General features: G+C 58.9%; 21 protein-coding genes. 5 read left to right on the forward strand and 16 right to left on the reverse strand.

The window, feature by feature from the left end; genetic code table 11:
• Window positions 1–192 precede the first annotated feature (192 nt).
• From SHM7688_RS08790 to SHM7688_RS08815, 6 genes are all read right to left on the reverse strand, one after another.
• On the reverse strand, window positions 193–546 hold the full coding sequence (locus SHM7688_RS08790) for an H-type lectin domain-containing protein (protein WP_058239560.1): 354 nt from the start codon (window positions 544–546) through the stop codon (window positions 193–195).
• A 114-nt stretch (window positions 547–660) separates the two neighbouring features.
• Window positions 661–1,056, reverse strand: coding sequence for a F0F1 ATP synthase subunit epsilon (locus SHM7688_RS08795; protein ID WP_058239561.1), 396 nt, complete (start codon window positions 1,054–1,056; stop codon window positions 661–663).
• A gap of 110 nt (window positions 1,057–1,166) precedes the next feature.
• Window positions 1,167–2,591, reverse strand: a complete 1,425-nt coding sequence (atpD, locus tag SHM7688_RS08800; protein WP_058239562.1) for a F0F1 ATP synthase subunit beta — start codon at window positions 2,589–2,591, stop codon at window positions 1,167–1,169.
• A 16-nt stretch (window positions 2,592–2,607) separates the two neighbouring features.
• Entirely contained in the window at window positions 2,608–3,480 is an 873-nt protein-coding gene (locus SHM7688_RS08805) for a F0F1 ATP synthase subunit gamma (protein ID WP_058239563.1), read from the reverse strand.
• A gap of 12 nt (window positions 3,481–3,492) precedes the next feature.
• On the reverse strand, window positions 3,493–5,031 hold the full coding sequence (gene atpA / locus SHM7688_RS08810) for a F0F1 ATP synthase subunit alpha (RefSeq protein WP_058239564.1): 1,539 nt from the start codon (window positions 5,029–5,031) through the stop codon (window positions 3,493–3,495).
• A complete protein-coding gene (locus SHM7688_RS08815) occupies window positions 5,031–5,591 on the reverse strand; it encodes a F0F1 ATP synthase subunit delta (RefSeq protein WP_058239565.1) in 561 nt (186 codons plus the stop codon). The genes atpA and SHM7688_RS08815 overlap by 1 nt, the downstream gene beginning before the upstream one ends.
• A 443-nt stretch (window positions 5,592–6,034) precedes the next feature.
• On the opposite strand from SHM7688_RS08815, the gene SHM7688_RS08820 reads away from it, so the two are divergent.
• Window positions 6,035–7,633: a hypothetical protein gene (locus tag SHM7688_RS08820; protein ID WP_058239566.1), complete on the forward strand. Its 1,599-nt coding sequence runs from the start codon at window positions 6,035–6,037 to the stop codon at window positions 7,631–7,633.
• Between the two features lie 15 nt (window positions 7,634–7,648).
• On the opposite strand, the gene SHM7688_RS08825 is transcribed toward SHM7688_RS08820, so the two are convergent.
• A complete protein-coding gene (locus tag SHM7688_RS08825) occupies window positions 7,649–8,389 on the reverse strand; it encodes a class I SAM-dependent methyltransferase (RefSeq protein ID WP_058239567.1) in 741 nt (246 codons plus the stop codon).
• Between the two features lie 61 nt (window positions 8,390–8,450).
• Here SHM7688_RS08825 and gloB point away from each other — a divergent pair, with 61 nt between their 5' ends.
• The 3 genes from gloB (at window position 8,451) to SHM7688_RS08840 (ending at window position 12,745) form a co-directional block, all read left to right on the forward strand.
• Window positions 8,451–9,218, forward strand: a complete 768-nt coding sequence (gene gloB, locus SHM7688_RS08830; RefSeq protein WP_058239568.1) for a hydroxyacylglutathione hydrolase — start codon at window positions 8,451–8,453, stop codon at window positions 9,216–9,218.
• A 225-nt stretch (window positions 9,219–9,443) separates the two neighbouring features.
• Complete coding sequence (clpA, locus tag SHM7688_RS08835) at window positions 9,444–11,771, forward strand: ATP-dependent Clp protease ATP-binding subunit ClpA (RefSeq protein ID WP_058239569.1); 2,328 nt, start codon at window positions 9,444–9,446, stop codon at window positions 11,769–11,771.
• Window positions 11,771–12,745: a M23 family metallopeptidase gene (locus tag SHM7688_RS08840; RefSeq protein WP_058239570.1), complete on the forward strand. Its 975-nt coding sequence runs from the start codon at window positions 11,771–11,773 to the stop codon at window positions 12,743–12,745. Before clpA ends, SHM7688_RS08840 begins: the two co-directional genes overlap by 1 nt.
• Before the next feature lie 7 nt (window positions 12,746–12,752).
• On the opposite strand, the gene SHM7688_RS08845 is transcribed toward SHM7688_RS08840, so the two are convergent.
• The 3 genes from SHM7688_RS08845 to SHM7688_RS08855 form a co-directional block, all read right to left on the reverse strand.
• Window positions 12,753–14,969, reverse strand: coding sequence for a peptidoglycan -binding protein (locus SHM7688_RS08845; protein ID WP_058239571.1), 2,217 nt, complete (start codon window positions 14,967–14,969; stop codon window positions 12,753–12,755).
• Between the two features lie 3 nt (window positions 14,970–14,972).
• Window positions 14,973–16,145 (reverse strand): hypothetical protein, encoded by a 1,173-nt coding sequence (locus SHM7688_RS08850; RefSeq protein ID WP_058239572.1) that lies wholly within the window; start codon window positions 16,143–16,145, stop codon window positions 14,973–14,975.
• 94 nt (window positions 16,146–16,239) lie between these two features.
• A complete protein-coding gene (locus tag SHM7688_RS08855) occupies window positions 16,240–16,764 on the reverse strand; it encodes a gamma-glutamylcyclotransferase (protein WP_058239573.1) in 525 nt (174 codons plus the stop codon).
• A gap of 72 nt (window positions 16,765–16,836) precedes the next feature.
• Here SHM7688_RS08855 and SHM7688_RS08860 point away from each other — a divergent pair, with 72 nt between their 5' ends.
• Window positions 16,837–17,832, forward strand: coding sequence for a DUF2125 domain-containing protein (locus SHM7688_RS08860; RefSeq protein WP_058239574.1), 996 nt, complete (start codon window positions 16,837–16,839; stop codon window positions 17,830–17,832).
• A 2-nt stretch (window positions 17,833–17,834) separates the two neighbouring features.
• Here the strand turns inward: SHM7688_RS08860 and SHM7688_RS08865 are convergent, their stop codons facing one another.
• From SHM7688_RS08865 to SHM7688_RS08890, 6 genes are all read right to left on the reverse strand, one after another.
• Window positions 17,835–18,695 (reverse strand): extensin-like domain-containing protein, encoded by an 861-nt coding sequence (locus tag SHM7688_RS08865; RefSeq protein WP_223229226.1) that lies wholly within the window; start codon window positions 18,693–18,695, stop codon window positions 17,835–17,837.
• On the reverse strand, window positions 18,692–19,627 hold the full coding sequence (locus SHM7688_RS08870) for a prephenate/arogenate dehydrogenase family protein (protein ID WP_223229227.1): 936 nt from the start codon (window positions 19,625–19,627) through the stop codon (window positions 18,692–18,694). The genes SHM7688_RS08865 and SHM7688_RS08870 overlap by 4 nt, the downstream gene beginning before the upstream one ends.
• Entirely contained in the window at window positions 19,624–20,709 is a 1,086-nt protein-coding gene (gene hisC / locus SHM7688_RS08875; protein ID WP_058239576.1) for a histidinol-phosphate transaminase, read from the reverse strand. The genes SHM7688_RS08870 and hisC overlap by 4 nt, the downstream gene beginning before the upstream one ends.
• 310 nt (window positions 20,710–21,019) lie before the next feature.
• Window positions 21,020–21,376 carry a hypothetical protein gene (locus SHM7688_RS08880; protein WP_144432531.1) on the reverse strand — a complete coding sequence of 119 codons (357 nt, stop codon included), beginning with the start codon at window positions 21,374–21,376 and terminating at the stop codon, window positions 21,020–21,022.
• Between the two features lie 253 nt (window positions 21,377–21,629).
• Window positions 21,630–22,250, reverse strand: a complete 621-nt coding sequence (gene rpsD / locus SHM7688_RS08885) for a 30S ribosomal protein S4 (RefSeq protein WP_058239708.1) — start codon at window positions 22,248–22,250, stop codon at window positions 21,630–21,632.
• A gap of 154 nt (window positions 22,251–22,404) precedes the next feature.
• Complete coding sequence (locus SHM7688_RS08890) at window positions 22,405–23,532, reverse strand: hypothetical protein (RefSeq protein WP_144432532.1); 1,128 nt, start codon at window positions 23,530–23,532, stop codon at window positions 22,405–22,407.
• Window positions 23,533–23,535: the final 3 nt, after the last annotated feature.

Genomic DNA, 23,535 nt, shown 5'->3' on the forward strand with positions numbered 1-23,535 from the left:
TTACACCGCGTGTCACAGGCTTCATGCACCACGGGTCTTCAACACCAGAAGCTGATGTACGGCAACAGGTAAATCGCCGCGCTCTTCAAAGTCGGAAAATCAATCGTAAAACCTCTGCGGTTACGGGCAGTTTGCATATCGCGCAGCCGTTTGGGAAGCACAGGCCAGTCGCCCGCGGTCGGTCTGCTGAGGTCAATCCTCAATCACCCAATCGTCCGCGAACCCCAATTCACCAATCGCCAGCCAGGACATGCGCACGCGCGCAATCCGGCTGTCGCCCCAAGTGCGGAACACCAAATGAAACCCGAGATTGGTAACCTCCTCGGCCACCACTTCGGCCCGCAGGTTGGCTTGAGTGTCCATATCCCAAAGAGACAGGCTGACATGTACCGATGGCGGAACCCGGTATCTGGCCGAAAATTTGACCAGCTTGCGCCTCTCACGCGGCCCGTTGCCGGTCCACATTTCACCGCCATCTTCAAAATCAGAGAACAGGACTTCATCGCCCTGATCCACTCCGACGTGATTGTTTCTAATCCGTTTCATCGTACGTAATGTGAAAGGTGAAATTCGTCCCGATCAAGAGGAAATTCACAGATTAAATAGAAAAGGCCCCACCGCTGTGGCGGCAGGGCCTCTTGATGTCTTCTGATACCGCGATCAGACCATGTTTTCCGCCAGGTGCTCCAAGTCAGAGACGAATTTCTCCGCACCAACCTTGTGCTCTTCAGGCGCTTCCTGCGCTGCCTTGCGGGCGTCAGCGATGACATCCTCAAGGTCCGCTTTGGTGATCTCTTCCCCTTTGTGGGCATGCTCAGCGATCACAGAGATCGAATCTGCGGAGATTTCCGCGAAACCGCGGGTCACCACATAGTCTTTCTCACCATCCGCCGTCTGAACGCGCACAACGCCAGGGCGCAGTGAGGTCAGCATGGGCGAGTGGCCTGGCATGGCGGTCAAATCGCCTTCCGCACCAGGGATCTGCACAGCGGTCGCCTCAAACGAAGCAAGGCTCCGTTCTGGGCTAACCAGATCAAATTGCATCACGTTTGCCATTTTGGGCCTCCTTAAAGCGTTTCGATTGTCTGAAACTGTTTGGACCGGCTGGCGTCTTGAAACTCTTGATTTCAGACAACGCCAGCCAATTCATTTCAAATCGACAACGCTTAAGCCGCTTCAGCAGCCATCTTCTCGGCTTTGGCGATCACTTCTTCGATGCCGCCAACCATGTAGAAGGCGCCTTCGGGCAGGTGATCATATTCGCCAGCCACAACAGCTTTGAACGACGCGATTGTGTCTTCCAGCTGAACCTGAACACCGTCAGAACCGGTGAAGACTTTCGCCACGTCGAACGGCTGAGACAGGAAGCGCTGGATCTTACGCGCACGCGCAACAGTCAGCTTATCTTCTTCGCTCAGTTCGTCCATGCCGAGGATGGCGATGATGTCTTGCAGCGACTTGTAGCGCTGAAGGATCTGCTGAACGTCAGAAGCAACACCGTAGTGCTCTTCACCCACAACGGACGGATCCATCAGACGGGAAGAGGAGTCCAGCGGGTCAACAGCTGGGTAGATACCCAGTTCGGAGATCGCACGGGACAGAACGGTGGTTGCGTCCAAGTGAGCAAAGGTGGTTGCCGGTGCAGGGTCGGTAAGGTCGTCCGCTGGAACGTAAACCGCCTGGATCGAGGTGATCGAACCGGATTTGGTAGAGGTAATGCGTTCCTGCATCGCGCCCATGTCGGTTGCCAGTGTTGGCTGGTAACCCACAGCAGACGGGATACGGCCGAGAAGCGCGGACACCTCAGAACCTGCCTGTGTGAAGCGGAAGATGTTGTCCACAAAGAACAGAACGTCGGTACCCGATTGGTCACGGAACTGTTCCGCCAGGGTCAGACCGGTCAGAGCAACACGGGCACGCGCACCGGGAGGCTCGTTCATCTGGCCGTACACCAGAGCCACTTGGGACTCTTCGAGGTTGTCTGGCTTAATCACGTTGGATTCGATCATCTCGTGGTACAGGTCGTTCCCTTCACGGGTCCGCTCACCAACACCCGCGAACACCGAGTAACCGGAGTGCACTTTTGCGATGTTGTTGATCAGTTCCATGATCAGAACGGTTTTACCCACGCCGGCACCGCCGAACAGACCAATCTTACCACCTTTGGAGTAAGGTGCGAGAAGGTCGATCACTTTGATGCCAGTCACGAGAACTTCGGATTCAGTCGCCTGCTCAGCAAATTCTGGAGCTGGCTGGTGGATCGCGCGGGTTTCAGTTGCAGCAACTTCACCCTTTTCGTCGATGGGCTCACCAACCACGTTCAGAATACGACCGAGGGTCGCGTTGCCAACCGGGATCGAGATCGGAGCGCCAGTGTCTTCCACTTTTGCGCCGCGAACCAGACCTTCGGTTGCGTCCATTGCGATACAGCGAACAGTGTTTTCGCCCAGGTGCTGGGATACTTCCAGAACCAGTTTCTTACCGTTGTTTTCGGTGGTCAGGGCGTTCAGGATTTCCGGCAGAGCGTCGTCGAACTGTACGTCGACAACAGCGCCGATGACCTGAGTCACCTTACCTTGTGCGTTTGCCATGTTTCGTCTCCGGTTCTTAGAGCGCTTCAGCGCCCGAGATGATTTCAATAAGCTCGTTGGTGATCACAGCCTGACGCGAGCGGTTGAACTCGATGGTCAGCTTGTCGATCATGTCGCCTGCGTTGCGGGTTGCGTTGTCCATAGCGGACATCCGCGCGCCCTGCTCAGAGGCACCGTTTTCCAGCAGGGCCGCAAAGATCTGTGTTGCGACGCCGCGCGGCAGCAGGTCAGCCAGAAGGGCTTCTTCGCTGGGCTCGTAGTCATACAGAGAGCTTGCGCCATCTTCTGCGGCCTCAAAGGCAGCTGGGATGATCTGCTGTTCGGTTGGAATCTGGCTCACAACGTTCACGAACTTCGCATAGAAGATCGTTGCAACATCAAATTCGCCCGCGTCAAAGCGCACGAGGATGTCACGGGCAATGCCCTGAGCGTCGTCGTAACCCACGCGTTTCACCTCGGTGAGGTCCACGTGGCCTACAAAGTCATCACCCAGTTCACGTTTGATCGCGTCACGGCCTTTCTTGCCGACGGTCAGAACCTTAACGGTTTTGCCTTCAGCTTTCAGCTCCGCGGCTTTCGCACGCGCCAACTTTGCAATGTTTGCGTTAAAGCCACCGCACAGACCACGTTCCGCAGTCATCACCACCAACAGGTGGGTCTGATCGCTTCCGGTGCCCGCAAGCAGCTTTGGTGCAGTTTCAGAGCCGCCGACCGAGGCCGCGAGCCCACCCAGAACGGCATTGAACCGTTCTGTGTAAGGACGCGACTGCTCAGCAGCTTCCTGCGCGCGGCGAAGCTTCGCCGCGGCAACCATCTGCATGGCTTTGGTGATCTTACGAGTGTTTTTCACACTCTCGATCCGGTTTTTTAGGTCCTTCAGACTAGGCATTGTCCGAACCCCTTATGAAAAGTCAGCAGCGAACGCGTCCAGAACGGCTTTCACTTTGTCAGCTGCGTCACCTTTGATCTTCGGATCTTCGTCGGTGATCCACTGAAGCAGATCCGCGTGCTTGCCGCGCAGGAACGCCAGCAGAGCTTCTTCGAAGCGGCCCACGTCAGATACGGACACTTTGTCCAGATACCCGTTCACACCTGCAAAGATGATGCAGACGATTTCCGCGTTGGTCAGCGGGGAGTACTGCGGCTGCTTCATCAGTTCGGTCAGACGCGCACCACGGTTCAGCAGCTGCTGAGTTGCGGCGTCAAGGTCGGAACCAAACTGAGCAAAGGCTGCCATCTCACGATACTGCGCGAGGGACAGTTTCACCGGACCAGCCACAGAGGACATGGCGGAAGTCTGCGCGGAGGAGCCCACACGGGAAACCGACAGACCGGTGTTCACAGCAGGGCGGATACCTTGGTAGAACAGTTCTGTTTCAAGGAAGATCTGACCGTCGGTGATGGAGATCACGTTGGTTGGAATAAACGCGGAAACGTCGCCACCTTGGGTTTCGATGATTGGCAGCGCGGTCAGCGAGCCTGCACCGAAGTCTTCGTTCAGCTTCGCGGAACGCTCCAGCAGACGGGAGTGAAGGTAGAAAACGTCACCAGGATAAGCTTCACGGCCGGGTGGACGACGCAGCAGCAGGGACATCTGACGATAGGCCACAGCCTGCTTGGACAGGTCATCATAGATGATCAGAGCGTGCTTGCCGTTGTCACGGAAGTACTCGGCCATCGCGGTCGCGGCATAAGGTGCCAGGAACTGCATTGGCGCAGGGTCAGAAGCGGTCGCAGCCACAACGATGGAGTATTCAATCGCGCCGGTTTCTTCGAGCTTCTTCACCAGCTGTGCCACGGTGGAGCGCTTCTGGCCGATTGCGACATATACGCAGTACAGCTTCTTGCTCTCATCGTCGCCTGCGGCGTCGTTGTAGGATTTCTGGTTCAGGATCGCGTCCAGAGCAACGGCAGTTTTACCGGTCTGACGGTCACCAATGATCAGCTCACGCTGGCCACGGCCGATTGGGATCATCGCGTCCACGGATTTCAGGCCGGTTGCCATTGGCTCGTGCACGGATTTACGTGGGATGATGCCTGGCGCTTTCACGTCGGCCACACCGCGTGTGGAGGACTCGATTGGGCCCTTACCGTCCAGCGGGTTGCCCAGACCGTCAACAACGCGACCCAGCAGGCCGTCACCGGTCGGAACGTCCACGATGGAGTTGGTGCGCTTAACAGTGTCACCTTCTTTGATGTCACGGTCAGAACCAAAGATAACAACACCAACGTTGTCGTTCTCAAGGTTCAGCGCCATGCCTTGAATACCACCAGGGAATTCAACCATCTCACCGGCTTGAACGTTGTCCAGACCGTAGACGCGCGCAATACCGTCGCCGACGGAAAGCACACGGCCGACTTCGGCCACTTCGGCCTCTTGGCCAAAGTTTTTAATCTGCTCCTTAAGGATCGCAGAGATTTCGGCTGCTTGGATACCCATTATCCGACCTCTTTCATTGCATTCTGGAGGGAAGCGAGCTTGGAGCGGATCGAGGTGTCGATCATCTTCGAGCCCACTTTAACTACAAGACCGCCCACGAGGCTCTCGTCGACGGTCGCGTTGATTTTGACATCTTTGCCAATGCGAGCGGCCAGCGTCTTTGCCAGCTTTTCGCTTTGGGTTTTGGTCAAAGCTTTGGCGGTGGTGACATCGGCTGTCACTTCGCCCTTATGCTCGGCGATCATCGCCTGCAGGTGCTCAATCAGCTGAGGCAAAACGAACAGGCGACGTTTCTGGGCCATCAGGCTCAGAACATTCACCAGCACATCTTGCACACCCATTTTCTGAGCCACAGCCGCGATTGCGGCGCCCTGCTCATCACGGCTGATCAACGGCGAATGAATCAGGTTGCGCAGGTCTTCGCTGTCGGCCAACGCCGCGCTCAAACCTTCAAGGCTACCTTCCAATTCGCTGAGCGCATTGTTCTCTTGAGCGATCTCAAAGACCGCAGCGGCATAGCGTTCTGCAATGCCGGAGGAGATCGAAGCTGGTTCGGACACGTCCACCCTTCCGCTTGCTGGCCTCGCACATTGCATACCATGGTATGCGACATACGAGGGCGTTTCATGGCCTCGGGACTAACGAGGCATTAAAATCCGTCGCGGGTGTAGCAGAGGAGTGCGCAGCTAGCAACATTGTTTGCAGGTTTCTCACACCGGGCATAAGCCCTTATTTTTAAAGCTGTGACGTAGGTGCGACCCTTTGCCTATTAAACCTTCGTTAAAAAATATGTCTTAAAAGCTCGTTTTCTGCACATCCGCACCCCATCTAAGCGCATTTTTCACATGTGACTCGGGGTCATTTGCCGCACCCACTGCGCTCAAATGTCCGTAAAAAGCGCCGCCAGATTTGCCCAGCGCGGTGCCGTCAACGAAATATCAATGAAACCTCCGCCCTACTGATCTTGGGGAAATGAGTCTGATTCTGAGATCTGGGGGTAACTATGGGTCCGATTGTACTTCTGTCGCTGCTGGGGATTGGCGCGGCAACTGCCTTTGTCGACGTGATGAGCGACTCCGATGACTCTGACGCATTGGATGTCAAAGATGACACCAATGACGATGAAGATCAGGATCTTGGCATGGGGCCGATTGATGGCGCCGGAGACACCGGTGAAGAAGATCAAGACGGCGGTTCATCCTCAGGGCAAAACGCGGTCCAGCCTGAAGAGCTGAAAGGTCCGACATTACACGGCACCGATGAAGCCGATGAGCTCACAGCGCGCAGCACCCAAAACATCGACGCAGGTGAAGGCAACGATACGCTGAGTTCCCGTGGCTCCGGCACTCTGCTGGGGGGCGAAGGCAACGATATGATGGAAATTGGAGGCACGGCGAAGGGCTATGGCGGCCTCGGCGAAGACTATATGCACATTTCCGACGCAGGCGCAGCCTTTGGCGGATTTGGCAACGACACTTTCATTCTCAAAGCCCCGCAATCCGCGCTCAGCGGCCCGGCTGTCGCTGACGGAGGCGATGGGGATGATACCTTCGTGATGAAACCCCTCTCTGGCCTGCCCGAAGACAACGTCGCCCACATCCTGACGGGCGGCGCTGGGGCTGACGTCTATGCGCTTGACATCGATAGCGCCATCTCTGTGCGCGACGGTGCGGAAGGCGACAATCAGATCGTCGCCCGCATCACCGATTTTGATCCTGACGAAGACATGCTTCTGCTCGACATCGGCGCTGCCACCAACATGCAGGATGTGGATGATCTGCCTATGCCAGAGGTCACCACCACCGAAGATCCCGATGGGGCCTACACCGATGTCCACTTCAAATGGACCAACCCGCTCAATCCCGACAATGTTGAAATCCGCACCATGCGGCTTGATGGCGTGACAGGTTTCTCCGCAGGGGCGGTACAGCTCACCAGCGTGTTTGATCCTGACAGCGCCCATTCTGACGATGAAACGGCCGGCGCAGCGGCCCATCGCCTCTTTGCCTTGACCCCAATCGAAGGCACTGCTGGGACAGATGACATCACGCTAAGCGACAGCGCCGCCACAACCCTCAAAGGGGGTGACGACACGCTCACCATCACCGGCGGCAGCCATTTGGCCTATGGCGGCGAAGGCAACGACACTATGATCGTCAACAGCGATGACAACGGCGCCGCGCAGCTCTTTGGCGGCGAAGGTGACGATGTGATCACCGCTGATAAGATCCAGAACAACGACACCGCTCTGATTGGCGGCGAGGGCGACGACACCATCACATTCGGCCTTGGCCACTACGTCGAAGGCAATGCAGGGGCAGATACGCTGACCCTCAATGTCCACCCGGATGCGCTCGCTCAGGGGCCTGCGGTGCTTGATGCGCTCACGGGCAACCACCTGACCATCAATATACCACCTGAGCTTGAGGGCGAGCTGCACATTCTCAATCACACCTACAGCAATGGCTTTGAAGTGGTCTATTCCGAGGTTCTGATTGGGGACACCCCCATCCTGAAATTGATGGAAGAAGACTTCACCAATGGGGTGGGCATTGCTGAAAATGATCCAAGGCTGACCATCATACGCGACGCTGCTCTCTGATCGAAATAGCCAAGCCTAGGCCGGGGCCACCTCAGGCGTCGGCGCCAGCACCCCCAATGGTTTTGCCACACGGCTGCGTACACCGGGCCCGCTGGGCGCATGCACGCGCTTGCTGGCTTCCACGATCAACACGCCCCCCGCCATGACCGGCGACACGGTTTTGCCGAACCCTTCCCAAAGCGCGCCTGTTTTACGCCAGAACCGCTTGTGGCTGGGCGGCTGATAAAGCGTGGCGCGATGGCGTTCCGGCATGAACCCGTGACGCTTAAGCTGTGTTTCCAACTGCGTGGTGGAATAGGGGCGACCGAATCCAAAGGGCGTTTTATCGCTGCGCGACCACAGGCCGGAGCGATGTGGCACCACAAACAAAGCCCGCCCTCCGGGGCCCAGAACCCGCTGCGCCTCATCCAGCACATCGCCGGGTCGGTCACTGGTTTCCAGCCCGTGCATCATCACCAACCGGTCCACATGTCCGGTCTCAATCGGCCAGAGCGTTTCCTCACATAACACAGAGACATTCGCCATGCCCGCAGGCCAGGGCATCACCCCCTGCGGTGCCGGCATCAGCCCAACAACCCGCCGCGCTTCTGCCAGATAAGGCCGCAGCAGGGGCACGGCAAAGCCAAACCCCGCAACCGTGAGCCCCTTGGCTTCGGGCCACAATTCCAGCATCTCGTCGCGCACAGCTTTCTGGGCCGCGCGCCCCAGGGTGCTGCGGTAGTAGAAATTGCGAAGGTCTTGCACATCAAGATGCATTGCACCCGGCCCTCTGATCGGCAAATCTGTAGACAACATAGCAACGCAGAGCCGAAATTCCATGCCCCATCAAATCGTCACCATTCCCTGTCTGTCAGACAACTACGCCTTTCTTGTACATGACAAGACCTCCGGGGCGACCGCGCTGATTGACGCGCCCGAAGCCGCCCCGATTCTGGCCGAACTGGAGCGGCGCAGCTGGCAGCTCACTCATGTGCTGCTCACCCATCACCATTGGGATCACGTGGACGGCCTGCCCGGCATTCTCGACAGCCACAAAGCACAGGTCTACGGCGCCAAAGCAGATGCACATCGCCTGCCCGCCTTGGATCTGGCACTGGAAGAGGGGGAAACCTTAGATTTTGCGGGCGAAACCGTTTCGGTGATGGATGTCTCCGGCCATACGGTGGGGCATATCGCCTTTCACTTCCCGGACAGCAAAGCCGTCTTCACCGGCGACAGCCTGATGGCCATGGGCTGCGGTCGCCTGTTTGAAGGCACGCCAGCACAGATGTTTGACAGTCTCAGCAAGCTGGCCGCCCTGCCCGACAGCACCACAGTGTGTTCCGGTCACGAATACACTGCTTCAAACTGCGCCTTTGCCGCATCGCTTGGCGAAAAAAACGACGACCTGGCCGCACGCATTGCCGCCGTAGAGGCCATGCGTGCCACCGGGCACCCAACCGTGCCCTCCAATCTCGGTCAGGAAAAACACACCAACCCCTTCCTGCGCAGCGCTGACCCAGCCCTTCAGGCCGCCATTGGCATGGCTGGCGCCGCACCGGTGGACGTCTTCACAGAGCTGCGCAAACGCAAAGACAACTTTTGATCTGAACCTAAAGAGCGGGCGTAAAATACAGTATATGCCCGCTCAATACGGTGGCGGCTCACGACAGAGTGACCCAACCAGAGGCTGTTTCCTGTGAAATCTGTATCAAATTTTGCAGAAAGTCCTTGAAGACCGCCGCCAATCGACCAAACTTTAACACACCGACCTTATGGTAAACGGCGGGGGCATCCGCCACCATATAACCCCGCAGGGAGCAGTCACACCGTGCCGTCATTTTCAAACACGCTCGAACACGCCATCCACGCTGCGCTCGCGCAGGCCAACCAGCGCAAACATGAGTTTGCCACGCTGGAGCACCTGCTCCTGTCTTTGCTGGATGAGCCCGATGCGCTGCGCGTGATGCAGGCCTGCAGCGTGAACATCGACGAATTGCGCAGCGACCTGATCGAATTCATTGACGATGACCTGTCCAATCTGGTCACCGATGTCGAAGGCAGCGAGGCGGTGCCAACCGCCGCATTCCAACGCGTGATTCAGCGCGCCGCCATCCACGTTCAAAGCTCTGGTCGCACCGAAGTGACCGGTGCCAATGTACTGGTGGCGATTTTTGCCGAACGCGAATCCAACGCCGCCTACTTCCTGCAAGAGCAGGACATGACCCGCTATGATGCGGTGAATTTCATCGCCCATGGCGTGGCCAAAGACCCCGCTTTTGGCGAAGCCCGCTCTGTCAGCGGTGCAGATGACGAAAACGAACAGCGCATCGAAGGCACCGCCGAAGGCGGCGAAGCCAAGGAAAGCGCGCTGGCGAAATACTGCGTTGATCTCAACGTGAAGGCCGGCAAGGGCGACGTCGATCCGCTGATCGGCCGCGATCACGAGGTCGAGCGCTGCATTCAGGTGCTCTGCCGCCGCCGCAAAAACAACCCGCTTCTGGTGGGCGATCCCGGTGTGGGCAAAACCGCCATCGCCGAAGGTCTCGCGCGCAAAATTGTGCAGGGCGAAATCCCCGAAGTGCTCAGCGAAACCACCATCTACTCGCTCGACATGGGCGCTCTTCTGGCGGGCACCCGCTATCGCGGTGACTTTGAAGAGCGGCTGAAGGCCGTGGTGACCGAGCTTGAGGATCACCCAGATGCCGTGCTCTTCATTGATGAAATCCACACCGTGATTGGCGCAGGGGCCACTTCCGGTGGTGCCATGGATGCCTCCAACCTGCTGAAGCCCGCGCTTCAGGGCGGCAAACTGCGCACCATGGGCTCCACCACCTATAAAGAGTTCCGCCAGCACTTTGAGAAAGACCGCGCCCTGTCCCGTCGTTTCCAGAAGATCGACGTGAACGAGCCCACCGTGCCCGACAGCATCAAAATCCTCAAAGGCCTCAAAGAGTACTTCGAGGAACACCATGGCGTGAAATACACCGCGGATGCGATCAAAACTGCGGTGGAACTGTCCGCGCGCTACATCAATGACCGCAAACTGCCGGACAAAGCCATCGATGTGATCGACGAGGCCGGTGCCGCGCAGCATCTGCTGGCCGCCTCCAAGCGCCGTAAAACCATCGGCGTGAAAGAGATCGAGGCCGTGGTCGCCAAAATCGCACGCATCCCTCCGAAAAATGTCTCCAAAGACGATGCCGAAGTGCTCAAGGATCTGGAAAAATCCCTCAAGCGCGTGGTGTTTGGTCAGGACAAAGCCATCGAGGCGCTCAGCTCCGCCATCAAACTGGCCCGTGCCGGTCTGCGCGAGCCTGAAAAGCCCATCGGCAACTACCTCTTCGCCGGTCCAACCGGTGTGGGTAAAACCGAGGTCGCCAAACAGCTGGCCGATACGCTCGGCGTGGAACTTCTGCGCTTTGACATGTCTGAATACATGGAGAAACACGCGGTCTCCCGCCTGATCGGCGCGCCTCCCGGCTATGTCGGCTTCGATCAGGGCGGCCTGCTGACGGACGGTGTGGATCAGCACCCCCATTGTGTGCTGCTGCTTGATGAGATCGAGAAAGCCCATCCCGATGTCTACAACATCCTGTTGCAGGTGATGGACAACGGCGAGCTGACCGATCACAACGGCCGCACTGTGAGCTTCCGCAACGTGGTTCTGATCATGACCTCCAACGCGGGTGCCTCTGAACAAGCGAAAGCCGCCATCGGCTTTGGCCGGGACCGCCGCGAAGGTGAAGACACCGCCGCAATCGAGCGCACCTTCACACCAGAATTCCGCAACCGTCTGGATGCAGTCATCTCCTTCCAGCCGCTGCCGAAAGAGACCATCCTGCAAGTGGTGGAGAAGTTCGTGCTGCAGCTTGAGGCCCAGCTGATGGATCGCAACGTGACCATCGAACTGACCCCGAAAGCCGCGCAATGGCTGGCCGACAAAGGTTATGATGACAAAATGGGGGCACGTCCGCTTGGCCGCGTCATTCAGGAGTACATCAAAAAGCCACTGGCCGAAGAGCTGCTCTTTGGCAAACTGGCCAAAGGCGGCGTGGTGAAGGTGAAGGTCAAGAACGGCGAGCTGGTCCTTGATCTGGCCGGCCCGGAAAACCCGCGCCTCACCGGCGACAAGCCACCGCTGCTCACGGCGGACTGATGCTCACCCGCAGTATTGCATTGATTGGCGCGCTCGCAGCTTACCCCGCTGCGGGCGCGCCAACGTTTTCAACGCCCGTTGACTGTGAATTGGGCACAAGCTGCTTTGTGCAGAACTATGTCGATCATGATCCCGGCCCCGGCCATCAGGATCACAGCTGTGGCCCGCTGTCTTATGATGGGCACAAAGGCACCGACTTTGCCCTGCCCAGCCTTCTGGCCATGCAAGAAGGGGTGGATGTGTTGGCCGCCGCAGATGGCGTTGTTACCGGCACAAGAGATGGCATGGCCGACCGGCTCTTCCGCGTCGAAAACAGCCCGGCTCTCAACGGGCGCGACTGCGGCAATGGCGTTGTGGTGGATCACGGCGACGGCTGGGTCACGCAATACTGCCATATGAAACAAGACAGCGTCGCCGTGGCGCAGGGCGATCAGGTGCGACGTGGCCAACCCCTTGGCGAAATCGGTCTCTCTGGCCGCACCCAGTTCCCACATCTGCATATCTCCGTGCGGCACAACGATCAGGTGGTGGATCCCTATTCTGCTGATACGTCTGGACCGGCGCCGGATCAGTGCAAAGGCCCGCATCGCTCCCTTTGGGAGGCGCCTCTGGCCTATGTGCCCGGCGGGTTGATCCGCGCAGGCTTTGACGTGACCATTCCCGCCTATGAGGATGTCAAATCCGGCATCGCCGGGCGGGCCGAAATTCCCTCCCAGGCCAAGGCGCTGGTGCTCTTTGCCTACGCCTATGGCAGCCGCGCCAATGACATTTTAGAGCTGCTGATTTCCGGCCCTGAGGGGGAGATCTTCTCCCATGAGGTCACTCTGGAAAAGGCACAGGCGCAGTATTTCCGCGCTGGCGGCAAACGCACCCCGATGGGGGGCTGGCCCAAAGGGGCCTATCTCGGCCATGTGCGCATCTTGCGGGATGGCAAGGTGCTGGATCACTCAGAAGTGCCCCTCACCATCCAGTAGACAGCCCCTAAAGTTCGGTGAACTTCAGCTCAATCCGGCGGTTGCGCGCCCGTGCCGCAGCCGTGTCATCGCGATCCACCGGCTGATATTGTCCAAACCCATTGGCCGACAGCCGCGCAGGCGGCAGGCCCAACACATCAATCATATAGCGCACCACTGACAGGGCCCGTACCTGACTGAGTTCCCAGTTATCCGCAAAGGTGCCGCCCGTGATCGGCACATCATCGGTGTGGCCGTCAACGCGCAAAATCCAGTCGATATTGCTTGGAATATCGTCAATCACGCCCTGCAGAATGCCCGCCACTTTGGCCACCTCGGCTTGCCCTTCGGGCGAAAGCTCCGCGCCACCGGGCGGGAACAGCACCTCAGAAGAGAAGACAAAACGGTCCCCAACAATGCGCACCCCTTCTTGCGTGCCCAGGAGATTGCGCAGCTGCCCAAAGAACTCAGAGCGATACTGCGCCAGATCCTTGGCCTCCGCCTGCAGTGCAATCTTCTCCTGCTCCAGACGAATACGCTCCGCCTCTTCCAACAGGCGGCGCTTGCGCTCTTCTGCGGCGGCACGTGCAAGCGCGGCATTCAAATCAGAGCCCAGCGCCTCAAGCTGCACCTGCGCCGCTGCATCCCGCTCTGCATAATCATCCAAAATCGTCTGCAACTGCCCCAACTGCGTGCGCAGCGCCCCGATCTGCTGGTTCAACGCCGCAATCTGGCGCAGGCTCTCTGCAGATTTGGCTTCTTCTTCGGAAAGCGCCTTATTGGCCTCCGCCAAAAGCGCATCACGCCGCTCTGCTTCCGTCAGCGCCGCCGCCTCGGCATTTTCCGCCGCCTTCTGCGCCGCCAAAGCTGCGGCAAGCTCCTCTTCCACATTAAGACCATCGCGCAGTTTCTGCTCTGCCGCCAGTTTGGCCGCCAGCGCCGTTGCCAACCGCTCCCGCAACGACGCCCCGCCGTCCTGCGCATCTGCCTCCGCGGCGACCGCGGCAGCAAGTTGCGTTTCCAGATCCGCGACCTGCGCGGTCAGCCCCTCAACCTGTGCCGCACGTTCCGCGCCCTCTGTCTCTGATGCAAGCTTGTCGCGCAGGGCCTGCGCAAGCTGCGCCTCCAGCTCTTGAAGGTCTGAGCGCCGCTCACCCACTTGCGCCTCTGCCGTGGCGCGCGCTGCCACTTCCTCCACCAGCTGCGCTTGCAACTCTGACACCGTGCGCCGATTTTCCTCCAGCCCCAGCAAAGCCGCCGCCAATTGCGCCTGTACCGACGCCAATGCGCCTTCGCGCGCCTCCAATTCAGCTTCCACCGTCGCCAGTTTGAGCACGGTCTCTTCCAGGGAAGCATCCACAGTCTGCCCCTGCACAAGCGCCGCCGCCAGTTTCAGGTCCAGATCCTCCCGCGCCGCCTCTGCCGCCGCCAGCAGGGTCAGCGTGTCTTCGGCCTCCTTGCGCTGCGCCTCAAGCGCCAGGGTCATCGCCGTCAGCTCCGCATCCGCATTTTCAAGCCGCTTGCGCAGCTCTTCTGCGGCAGCCGCCTCCAGCACACGGCGCTGTTCTTGCGCACTCAGCGCGCGATCCAACCGATCCGCCTCTGCGGCCAACTCGTCAATCTGCTGCGCGCCCTCGGCCACGTCCTGACGCAGGCTGTCAATCAGCGCCTGCATCGCATCCGCCTCCGCCGCCGCCAGCCGCGCGGCCTCTGTGCCTGCATCAATCTCGTCACGCGCCTGTGCCAGAGCCAGCGAAAGCGCATCGCGTTCATCAATCAGCGCATCCCGCCGCCCTTCCAGCGTTTCGATATCGGCCAGAGCCTGCGCCCGCTGCGCCAAAAGCCCAGCCACCTGCGCCTCAAAATTGGTGATCTGCGTTTGCGCGGCCTGCAAAGCCGCCGCCTGCGCATCCCGCGTCGCGGTGAGCGCGGCAATCAATGCGGTTTGCTCGCGCAATTCAGTGTCGCGGTCCGCCAACGTCGCGGACAATCCCCCCAGTTCTTCTCGCAGATCCTGCGTACGGGTTCGCTCCAGCCCCAGCGCATCCGCCAAAGCAGCAACTTCCCCCTGCAGGGCGTCCAGCTCCGTGTCTTTTTCGGTGATGGTTTCCGTCAGCACGAACTGCACGATCATAAAAATCGTCAGCACAAACATCAAAACCAGCAACAGCCCGGTCATCGCATCCACGAAACCGGGCCAGATCGAAGCCTGAAATCTCTGTCCAGTGCGCCGTGACAGGGCCATGGTCTACCCCTCCTGCCCACCTTTGGGCCGCTTCAGCGTGACTTTGGTGGCAGGGCCATCTGCTTCCTGCGCTTTCACCGTGCGTCGCAACAGCCGTGTGATCGCCGTGATCTCGGTGCGCAGCTCGGTCATGCTCTCCTGACGGCCTGCGGAAATCTCTTCAAGAATGCGCAGCATCTGCACATCAATGGAGCGCAGCCGCATCCGACTTTCGGCATCCATGCCGCCATCACCGCCTGCACCAGCTTCCCCCATCCGGGCCAGCAGACGTTCCTGCCCGTCGCCAATCCGGTGCAACGCATTGGCCAACTCATCCAGATTGCCGCTCACATCGCGGGCTTGGGTGGCCTGCGCCATGGTCTCCCGCAATTGATCCAATTGCCCGGACATATGTTCAAACGCCGCGCCCAATACGGAAATATCACCGCTGTCGCCATCGCTCGTGGAAAAGCCGACCCGCGTGATCGAACTCAGCCATTCTTCAAGCTCGCGATAAAACCGGTTCTGCCCATGGCTGGCAAACAGCTCAAGCAGGCCCACAACCAGCGATCCCGCCAGCCCCAGCAAGGATGAGGCAAAGGCCACGCCCATGCCGCCCAACTGGCTTTCCAGCCCATCCATCAGACGTGAAACCACATCCACGCTGGCATCCCCTGCACCAATATCAAGGCTTTTGATCGTATCCACCACCGCAGGCACCGTGGTTGCCAGCCCATAAAACGTGCCCAGCAACCCAAGAAAAATCAGCAGGTTCACAATATAGCGCGTGATCTCGCGCCCTTCGTCCACCCGTGTTGCCACAGACTCCAGAATAGAGCTGGTCGAAGCCGAAGAAATCTGCCCATGCGTGCCCCGCTCCCGCAGCAAAGACGCCAGTGACGCCAGCAGTGTTGGCGGATTGTAAGGATCATGCCCCTCCCGCAGCCCGGCAAAGCCTTCGATCCAGCGCACCGAGCGAAACAGCGAAAACACCTGTGCAAAGGTGGCGGCAACCCCGATCAGGAAGACGAAGAAGATAAAGCCGTTCAGCTCCGGGTTCGCGGTGAACACCGGCATCACCTGCGGCAAGGCGATATAGCCCACAAAGGTCACCAGCCCCAGAACAATCAGCATCAGCAGAATCTGACGCGTCGGCTTAGAGAAATGCGGCTCGATTTTACGGTCCGGCTGATCCATGATGACGGATCCTGACACTTGTTTTTTCTGCGCTCACCCTACTGGCATGTCTCTGTCCTGCCAAGGAGTTTTGGGGCGCATCCTTGGGCTGTGATCAGGCGGCGGTCATTCTGCGCACTTCGCGCGACAACCAGTCCAGATCTGCATCCTCAATGCCGAGTTCAAAAAGATGACTGGCGGTGTTGTGCAGATACTCCGTGTTGGGCCCGCGCCCGCCCACTGCGGTCGAGATGATCTCTGCCTGCTCCTGCAACGCCAGATGACAATACTGCACATGATGGGGGTCAATCACATAGGTCACCGCCTCCACCTGCCGCCCATCACTCAGCGCCAGTGGCAGGGTCTTCTCAAGGTAGGCAGAACTCACCAGTTCACGCTCGCGCAGATAGTCCAGTGTCTGCGCCTCATGGCCTTGCGCCACCTTCAGCGCGAGCCCCTGACAATGGGCGCCCTCTTCGGCATCCAGCGCCAGCACCAGCCCCGGATGCGCCTCGGTGCCCCGGTGATGGATTGAGCGCATACAGAAACTGCGGTGCCAGCCATCCAGCCGGGCCACCATCTGTTCTGCCACCTCAAAGCCGGGATTCCACAAGAGCGATCCGTATCCAAATACCCACATATGCTGCCTCTGGTCCTACACGTCCTGCAGCGTTAAACACCAAAGCGAACCGCTTCGAAAGGGCTCACGCGCATGAAACTTCTGGCATATCTCATCGGCCTCGCGGCACTGGTCTGGTCCGGCATCTGGATGGCCGGATACTGGGGGGTCACAACGGCGCTGCCCGCATGGTTTGAGGCCCGCCAGAACGAAGGCTGGGTCGCCGAATATGACGACCTCACCGTGTCAGGCTTCCCCAGCCGACTGGACAGCACCTTCACCAATCTCACCCTGGCCGATCCAGACACGGGCGTTGCCTGGGATGCGCCCTTCTTTCAACTTTTTGCCCTGACCTACCGGCCACATCATGTGATCGCCGTCTGGCCAGACCAACAGAGATTGGCCACCCCCGCTGAGAAACTCACGCTTGCCACCGAAGACATGCGCGCCTCACTGGTGCTGGATCCGGGCACGAATTTGACCTTGGCCCGCACAAACCTCGCAGTGCAGGGTCTGACGGTTGCCTCCAGTCTCGGCTGGAAGCTCTCCGCTGCTGCCATCAACCTCGCCATGCATCGCCAAGAAGGCACGGAAAGCACCTATCGTCTTGCCTTTCAGGCCGATGAGGTCACGCCCCCTGCCGGGTTTGATCTGCGCGACGAGATTGAGCTGCCACGCAGTTTTTCCAGCTTCAAAGCCGATCTGGTTGCAGAGTTTGACCACCCTTGGGATCGCAATGCCATCGAACAGGCCCGTCCGCAGCCGGTTGCGCTTGACCTCAAACTGGCTGAAATCGTCTGGGGGGATCTGCAATTGCATGCCGCAGGTGCTGTCACCCTCGACACGCGCGGTATCCCAACCGGTGATCTGACCATCCGCGCCGTCAACTGGCGCGACATTCTTGAAGTCGCCCGCCAGTCTGAAAAGCTGCCCATCTCCGTGCTGGACACCGTGGAACAGGGGCTGGGTCTTCTGGCGCAGCTCTCTGGCAATGCCCAAGAGCTCGACATCCCGCTGACGTTTTCAGGCGGCGCAACCCGTTTGGGCCCGCTGCCCATTGGACCGGCCCCGCGCATCATCCTGCGCTGAGATCAGCGGCAGTACGGCCCGCCGCGGTGGCGGGCCACATCAAAATGGAAATGGTCCTGATGATAGCGGTCTGAATTCGGCCCCAGCACGGTGCCAAAGGGACCGCAGGCTTTCTTGTGCATCTTCTTCAGAATGCGGCCTTTCTTGCCACCACGCCAATCGCGCAACACCGAAATGGTCTCGCCATTGTTCAGTTTGATCGCGGAGATATCAATGGCATTGCCCTTGCCGTGCTCGCTGATCTTCGCACCCTTTTTGTGGTTGCGCGTGCGGCAGGCATAATGCCCCGCCACTTTGATCTCCTGCACCCCACCGCCATAGCTGCGCACAGAGTTTTTCAGACCATTGTCCACCCATTTTTCAAGCGCTTTGGCCGTGTCGCAATTCATGATTGAGGGCGTGCTGAGCTTCACACCATCCACTTCATAGAGCCGAATGGCCCCTTTGCGGATGCCACAGCCCGGCAGGGTGCCGGGGATCGGGTCAATCTCCTGACCAATCAGATCGCGGTCCCGACAGACTTTGCCGATACCTGCTTTGCGCCGGGCTTTTTTCTCCGCCCGCGTCAGCTTGGCTGGCACCACTTGGGCCTGCGTCACTGTCGCCGGGGCCTCCGCCACCGCTGCCGTCAGATAGGCCATATCCGCGCGGGCCTTGGCGCGGGATGCCGCCTGCGCATCAGCAGGGCGAGTCACGGGCCGCAAAGAGCGATCTGGCGCAAAGCTTGGCAGTGCAACAGGGTAAAGCTGCTGTTCACGCAACACAGGGCGCAGGCTGGTTTCCGGCGCTCCGGCCAAAGATGTCTCACTGCCCAAAAGGCAAAAAGCCACCACCGTGGCCAGCATTCCAACGCCGCGCGTCAAGGCTTGGGCGCCTCCCGTCCAAAGTTTGGCGCAGCCGTGTCCTGCCCCGCCTCAATAATGCCCCGCCGGATCGCTCGCGTGCGGGTAAAGTACTCATGCAGATGCGCGCCATCGCCCGTGCGAATGGCCCGCTGCAATGCAAACAATTCTTCCGTGAAACGCCCCAGAATTTCAAGTGTGGCGTCTTTGTTGGTCAGAAACACATCCCGCCACATGGTCGGATCAGAGGCCGCAATCCGCGTGAAATCCCGAAACCCCGCTGCGGAGTATTTGATGACTTCGCTGTCGGTCACCCGGCGCAGATCATCCGCCACCCCCACCATCGTGTAGGCAATCAGGTGCGGCGCGTGGCTGGTGACGGCCAACACCAGATCATGGTGATCTGCGTCCATCTCATCCACATTGGCCCCCATGCCTTCCCAAAGCGCACGCAGCTGTGCCACGGCTTCAGGGGCCGTACCGTCCACCGGCACCAGCAGACACCAGCGATTGTCATAGAGTTCTGCAAATCCGGCTTCCGGCCCAGAATGTTCTGTGCCTGCCAAAGGGTGCGCCGGGACAAAATGAACATCCTGCGGCAAATGCGGCGTCACGGCCTCAATCACATGGCGCTTCACCGATCCTACATCCGTGACCGTCGCGCCCGCTTTCAACGCCGGGGCAATCTCCTGCGCCACCGCGCCCATCGCCCCCACCGGCACACACAGCACCACAAGATCCGCGTCTTTCACGGCGTCAATGGCACTGTCGCAGACCCGATCACAGAGCCCGATGCGCCGCGCAGTCGCCCGCGTGGCCTCAGAGCGCGCATAACCGGTCACTTCGCCCGCCAACCCGCCGCGTTTCATTGCCCAGAACATGGAAGACGCGATCAATCCCAGACCAATCAGCGCCACACGGCCATACACCGGCGCGGACACCGCGTCGCTCATCGCGCGCCGCCCTTAAACTGCCCAATCGCATGAGCCACACGGCGACAGCTCGGCTCATCGCCGACAGTGATGCGCAGACAGTTGGGCAGACCATATCCCGTCACCCGGCGCACAATCAGCCCCTGTGATTTAAGGTAGTCATCACAGGCTTCCGCTTCCGCCTGATCGGCAAACCGCGCCAGAATGAAGTTGGTGCAAGACGTGTCCGAGGGCACGCCAATCTCCATCAGCGCTTCGGCCAGCCAAGACCGCAAACGGGCGTTTTCTGCCCGGCATTTGGTGACCCACTCCTGATCCCGCACCGCCGCTTCTGCCAGCGCGGTCTGAATCGGGGACAGGTTGAACGGCTGACGCACCCGATTGAGCACATCGATGATCTCCTGTGAGGCGTAGCCCCAGCCCACACGCAGACCGCCCAGACCATAAATCTTGGAGAAGGTGCGCGTCATCACCACATTAGAGCGTGCCTCAACCAGCCCGGCACCGCCGTCAAAGCCCTGCACATACTCTGTGTAGGCGCCATCATGCACAAGGATACAGCCCTCAGGCAGCCCATCGGCCAGCCGTGCCATGTCATTGCCACCAATCATGGTGCCAGTTGGATTGGCAGGGTTGGCGACAAACACAATTTTGGTTTTCTCGGTGCAGGCCGCAAGAATCGCGTCCACATCCACGACGCGCTCGCGCTCCACCGCAACAACCGGGGTCGCCCCCACCATATTGGCAAGGATCGGATACATCGAAAATCCGTGCTGCGGATATACGATCTCATCGCCAACACCTGCATAGGCATGGGTGATGAACTGCAACACCTCATCGCTGCCCACACCACAGATGATCCGTGCCGGATCCAACCCATGTACCTCGCCAATCGCGGCGCGCAGCTCTTCATGCTCTGTCGAAGGATACCGATGCAGATTCAAACCGGTCTTGGCATGTGCATCCTTGACCACGTCGCTGCACCCAAGAGGGTTTTCGTTGGAAGACAGTTTGGTGACGTCCTTGACGCCCTCAACCGTTGATGTGCCGCCGACATACAGGTCGATGTCCATAATACCCGGCTGCGGCTGAATTCCTGACATGCGAACTCTCCTTCGTTGTTCGCTATGTAGCGAGGCCCAGCCCCATTGGAAAGACGCTATAGGGTGACTGCGCCAGAAGGACGCCGCAAAAGCCGGCGTTGTTGCATGGACACGTCACGCAAGCACGCAGCTGCCTAAGACACCAGCACCAGAGCGCACATCATAAATCAGCACAAAAATAGGAGGTAAAAACGACGAAAGGAGGCGACCCTCATCTCGCCTCCTCCCTTCTTGGCACCTGACTGCCAAACCAAGACCGGCCGCCGTTCACAATAGCGCGGCCCTTGACCTTACGGACAGCATCCACCGATCAGGCGTAATAGTCCACAACAGATTTAGAAGAATCGATCCCCGCGTCATCCAGCTTGGCCTTCAGCACCTTGGCAAAGTCCCCCCCACCGCTGCGTTCAAAGCTGGTCACGGCAGAGCGGATCGCGCTCATCACCGCGCCGTCAACGGCCTTGTGCTGCTGGGCTTCGTTCTGACCACGACTGGCCCGCACCAGCTCCCGGATGGGCGGCACTTCCTGTGGTTTGGAAGACTCCTGTGGCGCGACCGCCGGTTGCCCCGCGTATTTTGCCAATGCGGCGTGCAACATTGCGTTCTGCGACGCACTCAACCCGCCCCACCCTGTGGATTCGCCTAAAATTCCTACTGCTTCGACCATGCGTCATCTCCTTCATGCACCAACCGTCACTACGGAGCAGCCCCCTATGCCGCCGTGCTTAAGGCAGGGTCACCTTTGCAGTTTTTTAAGATTCTGCCAACCAGACCGCTAAAATTGCACATATAAAACCGGCGCTTACACGAGTTTACGCTGGACTTTCCCGATAAATCTGAAAGCCCCTAGACCACCAGCCAAAGAAAAACCCCGCCACAATGGGCGGGGTTCTCCAAAATTCTTGGAATGTCGGCGAAGATTAGTTCTTCGCGTAGAATTCCACGACCAGGTTTGGTTCCATGATGACCGGATATGGCACGTCGGACAGGCCGGGCTTGCGCACATAGGTTGCGGTCATCTTGCTGTGGTCGGCGTCGATGTAGTCAGGCACGTCACGCTCTGCGAGCTGAACAGCTTCCAGCAGAACGGCGAGTTGCTTGGACTTCTCACGCACTTCGATCACGTCGCCTTCTTTCACGCGGTAAGACGCGATGTTCACGCGCTTGCCGTTCACCAGCACGTGGCCGTGGTTCACGAACTGACGTGCTGCGAAAACGGTTGGCACAAACTTCGCGCGGTACACAACCGCGTCCAGACGGCTTTCCAGCAGACCGATCAGGTTTTCACCGGTATCGCCTTTTACACGCTCAGCGTCGGCATAGATGCGACGGAACTGTTTCTCGGTCAGGTCGCCGTAGTAGCCTTTCAGCTTCTGCTTTGCGCGCAGCTGGGTGCCGAAGTCGGACAGTTTGCCTTTGCGGCGCTGACCGTGCTGGCCTGGGCCATAGTCACGACGGTTCACTGGGGATTTTGGACGACCCCAGATGTTTTCGCCCATCCGGCGGTCAATTTTGTACTTGGCAGCAGTTCTTTTTGTCATCTGCTGATCTCCTTCGTTCAGGTTTTCGAAGGGCGTTGTCCTCTTGCCGGATTTTGCCGACATGACAGGGTTCCTCTTGCGAGGGCCACCAACACCAATGAGTGCGCGCTTATACGGGGGATCTGGGGGGAGTCAAGCGGTGAGTGACGCCAAGCTATTCTGAATAGTCGATCCGTTGATCATACAGGATGAGCCCACGCAGATTCTTTCGATCCACATACTCCACAGCCGCAGCATCGGTCGAGAACCCATAGAACTCCGGATAGCTTTCGTAAATCTCCCGCTTTAGGGCCGAAACGCTCATAGGCACATAGCTGCAATCAAACCCACCAAGGTTCATAGGATGCCCTCGCCAGATTTTGAACATCGCGTATCGTTGCTTAAGCACCCAAATGCCGTTGGATGCCAGAGTATCGTAATCATCTCTGCTCAAGGCGCACCGGGTCGCATCATGCCGCGTATCCCCTGTATAAGAGACCGGCACAAATATCTCGGCTTCGCTGCTTGTGCGCGCTTCTTCGCTATCGCCGAAATAATACATATCTACAGCAATCAAAGCGGTAAACGCCTCCGATTTTTGAGACGGCACCACCAGTGCCACCTGATAGAGATAGACGCCGCCAAAGAGAAAGACAGAGAACAGCGAAAGCTTGAGAAATGCGCCTTCCATACGCGCTTTGAAGCTTCGCTTGCGTCGTTTTGGCCGTGCTTTGGATGGGGCGGGCTCCGCTTCATTCTTCTCCGCTATATGCGCTGCTGCCCCAGCAACCTCTTCCCTCACCGGAGTGGACTGCATTGAGGTCGGCGCCTTCGGTTTGGACAGGCCCTTACGCTTCAGCGCATCCTCCCCCTTTGGCGGCGACGTGGCAGTTGCATGCCCAGCAGAGCCATCAATCGTTGCTCCAAGATCAAACTTGGCAGAGGGCATCTCGCGCCAAGCTTCGGAAGCGGGGTTGACGACCTCCGCAAACGCCTCAGAACACGCTGTGTGACTTTGTGAAGCCTCACCGTCGCCCGCATTTTTTGTCGCTGTCTCAAGCCGCCGGTCGGTATCAATCACCATGACTCGCGCAGGCTCCGTCAGGATATCAAGCGGAGCGATCTGCACCTGCTCCACCTCCCCTGCCCGAGGCGCCGCAACGGCAATCACCCGACCGTTGGCATCCTGCACTTCAAACAGGGGCACCCCCTGCTCAACACACTCTTCATTTGACACATGACAGGTCGAAACCCGGATCGGATAAGTCAATGTTTTAGGAGTAGAAATAGCAATTTTAGACATTCA

It is taken from the genome of Shimia marina (genome assembly GCF_001458175.1).
GTDB lineage: Bacteria > Pseudomonadota > Alphaproteobacteria > Rhodobacterales > Rhodobacteraceae > Shimia > Shimia marina.